Source organism: Microbacterium sp. NPDC056569, from assembly GCF_042793475.1.
Classification (GTDB): domain Bacteria; phylum Actinomycetota; class Actinomycetes; order Actinomycetales; family Microbacteriaceae; genus Microbacterium.
The window spans coordinates 1-4611 of sequence record NZ_JBHTUV010000031.1 but is presented as its reverse complement, the minus strand read 5'-3'; the positions used below and the strand labels follow the sequence as shown (position 1 = coordinate 4611).

Annotated in this window: 3 protein-coding genes; 1 reads left to right on the top strand and 2 read right to left on the bottom strand. The window is 72.8% G+C overall.

All coding sequences use genetic code 11. The features are described 5' to 3' along the window. Positions 1 to 39: 39 nt before the first annotated feature. Positions 40 to 1026, bottom strand: coding sequence for a lytic transglycosylase domain-containing protein (locus ACFQ7C_RS20245; protein WP_378905762.1), 987 nt, complete (start codon positions 1024 to 1026; stop codon positions 40 to 42). Positions 1027 to 1275: 249 nt separating this feature from the next. Here ACFQ7C_RS20245 and ACFQ7C_RS20240 point away from each other — a divergent pair, with 249 nt between their 5' ends. Further along, positions 1276 to 2577, top strand: a complete 1302-nt coding sequence (locus ACFQ7C_RS20240; protein WP_378905759.1) for a M18 family aminopeptidase — start codon at positions 1276 to 1278, stop codon at positions 2575 to 2577. 204 nt (positions 2578 to 2781) lie between these two features. Here ACFQ7C_RS20240 and ACFQ7C_RS20235 read toward each other — a convergent pair whose 3' ends face one another. Further along, on the bottom strand, positions 2782 to 4416 hold the full coding sequence (locus tag ACFQ7C_RS20235; protein WP_378905756.1) for an FAD-dependent oxidoreductase: 1635 nt from the start codon (positions 4414 to 4416) through the stop codon (positions 2782 to 2784). Positions 4417 to 4611 lie beyond the last annotated feature (195 nt).

The window sequence follows — 4611 nt, the reverse complement described above, 5'->3', positions numbered from 1 at the left end:
GCGCACGGTCGACCGGCCGGAGCCGAAGATGAGGGCTGCTCAGTACCAGCCGGTCGACTGCGAGTGGCCCCAGGCGCCGCACGGGGTGCCGTAACGGCCGGAGATGTAGCCGAGGCCCCAGGCGATCTGCGTCGCGGGGTTGGTCTGCCAGTCCGCGCCGGCGCTGCCCATCTTGCTGCCGGGCAGGGCCTGCGGGATGCCGAAGGCGCCGCTCGAGCGGTTGTAGGCCTGGTAGTTCCAGCCCGACTCCTTGTTCCACAGCGACACGAGGCAGCCGAACTGGTCGTCGCCCCAGCCATAGCCCCCCATCATCGAGCGGGCGGTCGCCTGCGCGTCGGCCGGGCTGGTGCCGCCCACGGCGCCGCCGGTGGCGAAGACGGGCGCGCCGCCGCCGGACGAACGCGGCGCCGCCGACTTCTTCGCCGCGGCCGCGGCGGCGGCCTCCTCGGCGGCCTTGGCTGCAGCGGCGGCCTCGGCCTCCTTGCGCGCCTTCTCCTCGGCCTCGCGCTGCGCCTTGAGGGCGATGGCGGCATCGAGCTTGCCGCGCAGCCCCTGTGCCTGCTCGCTGACCGAGGCGGTGAGGGTGACCACGACGTCGGCGAACTCGGTCGAGTACTGCGCGGGCAGCGTCTGCGCGCGCTGCAGCTGCGCGACGGCACCCTCGAGCTCGGAGGTGTCGACGGTCGTGTCGGGCGTGCCCACGTCGAGACCCGAGGCCGCGATGTCGGACGCGACGGTCGACGCCGCGGTCATCGCGGCGGAAGCGTCGGACACGGCCTTCTCGACGGCGGACAACGCGGGCGCCGCCTCGGACGCCGCGGGGGTCGTGGAGTAGGAGGCGAGCGCGAAGCCGGGCAGCGAACCCGATGCCTCGGCCTGCGATGCGGGGGTCGCGGTGCTGAACGCGGCGGTGGCCAGTACGCCGACCGCGAGCGTCGCCGCCACCAGCACCGGGCGACGGCGGAGGCGGCGTTCGGCGCGGCGGAGAGTGCGGCGGGCGGGCGAAGACGACGTGTGGTGACGCATGTAAGACCGGGTTCCGTATCAGCGAAGTGCGCCTTCTTCAGACGCGTCGTGACCGTTCGGGCGGGCACAAGTCCCCGAGTCTCCCGGGCCTTTCTGGACACTTCCGGTGCGTTACCTGAACGTTACATGTGAGCGGAAAGACCGAAAAGTCCAGATCACCGACTCGGATCCTGTTCTGGCCGCGGTCCTGTGAAGACCCTCCGAACTACGATCGAACCACCGCATCGCCGTCACACAGGAGGCTCTTCCGTGCCCTCGTCCACCGATTCCGCCCCCACCGCAGCCCTCGCGCACGCCGATGATCTCGCCGCATTCGTGGCGGCGGCGCCGTCGAGCTTCCACGCCGCGGCCGAGGTCGCGACGCGCCTCGAGGACGCCGGGTTCACGCGCCTCGACGAAGCGTCCGGGTGGCCGGCGCACGCGGGCGGGAGGTTCGTGGTGGTGCGCGATGGCGCGGTCATCGCGTGGGTCGTGCCGCCGACCGCGACGGCGTCGACGGGTGTGCGCATCTTCGGGGCGCACAGCGATTCGCCCGGCTTCAAGCTCAAGCCGAAGCCGACGACGGGCAAGCTGGGCTGGCTGCAGGCCGGCGTCGAGATCTACGGCGGACCGCTGCTCAACTCGTGGCTCGACCGCGAGCTGCGCCTCTCGGGCCGTCTCGTGCTCGACGACGGCACGAGCGTGCTCGCCGCGACCGGTCCGCTGCTGCGGCTGCCGCAGCTCGCCATCCACCTCGACCGCGAGGTGAACGACCACCTCGCGCTCGACAAGCAGTCGCAGACGCAGCCGGTGTGGGGTCTCGGCGAGGCGGAGTCCGCCGACATCCTCGGCGAGCTCGCGCGCGAGGCGGGCGTCGACGCGGCGCGCATCCGCGGCTACGACGTCGTCACCGCCGACTCCGCGCGGGGTGCGACCTTCGGACGCGACGACGTGTTCTTCGCCTCCGGCCGCCTCGACGATCTCGCCTCGGTGCACGCGGGCGTCGTCGCGCTCGAGCGCGCGGCCGACGGCCACGACGCCGACCACATCGCGATGCTCGCCGTCTTCGACCACGAAGAGGTCGGGTCGGGCACTCGGTCCGGCGCCGCGGGTCCCTTCCTGTCAGACGTGCTCGAGCGGCTCTGGCTCTCGCTCGGCGCCGACCGCGAGCAGCAGCTGCGCGCCCTGGCCGCATCGTGGTGCGTCTCGAGCGATGTGGGCCACTCCGTGCACCCCAACTACGCCGACAAGCACGACCCCGTCGTGCAGCCGGTGCTCGGCTCGGGGCCGATCCTCAAGATCAACGCGAATCAGCGCTACGCCACGGATGCCGCGGGCGCTGCCGCCTGGAACGGCTGGTGCGCCGCCGCCGGCGTCACGAGCCAGGAGTTCGTCTCGAACAACGCGGTGCCGTGCGGGTCGACGATCGGGCCCATCACGGCGACCCGCCTGGGGATCCGGACCGTGGATGTCGGCATCCCGATCCTCTCCATGCACTCGGCGCGCGAGCTCGCCGGTGTGAGCGACCTGTGGGACCTCGCCCGCGTCGCCGAGACCTACTTCCGCGGCTGATCCCAGGCGCACAGCATCGGACCTTTTCGACGACACGCCGGGATCGGATGCTGCGCCCCGGCGTGTCGCGGGAAACCTCCGATCCTGTGCGCGAGCGGCGGGTGCGCACTCGTGGTGCACAGAATCGGACGTCTCAGCCGACACGCCGGGGACGGATGCTGCGCCCCGGTGTGTGACGCGAAACCTCCGATTCCGTGCGCGGGGTCAGGTGGCCGGCGCAGTCGGCTCCAGCGCGAGGTACTGGTGCGTGAACGCGATGGCCGCACCGCCCTCGCCGACGCCGGCGACGACCCGCTTCACCGATCCCGACCGCACGTCGCCGATCGCGAAGACACCGGGCACCGTCGTCTCGAGCGTGAACGGGCGTCGCGGCCCGCGCCATGACCCGGACTCCGAGGCATCCGACCCCGTGAGGACGAATCCGCGCGCATCGCGTGCGATCTCAGGCGGGAGCCATGCCGTCTCGGCGTCCGCCCCGATCATGACGAAGAGCACGTCGGCGTCCCGCCGCGCGACGGCGCCGGTGCGGCGATCGGCGACGTCGACGGCCTGAAGACTGTCGCCGCCATGCATGCCGACGACCTCGCTGCGGGTCTCGACGCGGATCGCAGGGATCGCGGCGATCTGGTCGATCAGGTAGCGCGACATGCTCGCCTCGAGCGACTCGCCGCGCACGAGCATCGTGATCGACCGCGCGTGGCGGCTGAAGAACAGGGCCGCCTGGCCGGCCGAGTTCCCGGCGCCGATGATGCAGACGTCGGCGCCCTGAGCCACGGCGGAGTCGCTGCGGGCGGCGCCGTAGTACACGCCGCTGCCGAGGAACCGGTCGACTCCGTCGACCGGGAGAGTGCGCCACACCACGCCGGTGGCGATGATGACGACCTGCGCCCGCACGACGTCGCCGCCGTCGAGGATCACCTCGCGTGTCGCCGCGTCCAGCCTCTCGACGGTGCGGGTCACCACGATCTCGGCGCCCAGGCGCTTGGCCTGCCGGAATGCGCGGCCGGCGAGGTCGTCGCCCGAGATGCCGAAGGGGAATCCGGTGTAGTTCTCGATCCGGGTCGAGGTGCCCGCCTGACCGCCCGGCGCGAAGCTCTCGACGACCAGGGTGCGCAGACCCTCCGCCGCGGCGTTCACGGCCGCCGTCAGCCCGGCAGGCCCGGCGCCCAGGATCACCACGTCGTAGTGGGCGGCGGCGGGCGTCACGTCGAGCCCGACGGCCTCGGCGATCTGCCGCATGGTCGGATTCTCGAACCGGCCGCCGTTCGCCAGTTCGAGCACCGGGTACTGCGAGGCGTCGGCGGCAGCATCCGCGTCCACGCTCTCGAAGTCGACCTGGTTGCGCGTGAGGAACCCGATGACCCGGTGCGCACGGGCGCTGCGGCGCGAGTGGATCAGGCGCACGTCGTACTCGCGTTTCTCGGCCGCCATCGTCTGCAGTGAGTCCAGGTACCGGCGGGCGAGCCCCGCCACCCGGTCGGGCACCGACGGCGCGACGGCCGCGAGCGAGTAGTACACGGCGGGCGCGAGCTTGAGCACGCGCGTGGGCTCCCCGGCGCGCCCGCTCGCAGGGAAGGGGGTGCTGAGCGTCATGGGAACTTCGCCGAAGAACTGCCCGGGCCGGCGCGTGCCGATGACGCGCTCCTCGCCGTTGACCACCTTGGTGATCTCCGCCGTCCCCTCCACGACGACGAACAGCGCCCGGTCGTCGCCCTCGTGCGCGAAGTACTCGCCGGTGACGAGCCGGATGTCCTCGACCGCGCCGGCGAGCTGCGCGAGGGCCGCGTCGGGCACCGCGGCGAAGACGTGGAGGGCGCGAAGGCCGTCGATGGTGATCATGCGGCTCCCCAGCAGCGCAAGCACACGGGGCGCGAGGATCGCCCGGAGGCGCGCGGTGCGCCACGGGGCGAACGTAGCCGCCCGGCGGAGGGCGGTCAACCTCGTCAGGCCGGGCGGCGACCTCGCCCCCCCGCCGGACCGCCCAACCCCGGCGGCCGCGCCGCGCCCCGTGCGTGGGCGGGGCAGCCCCGCCCC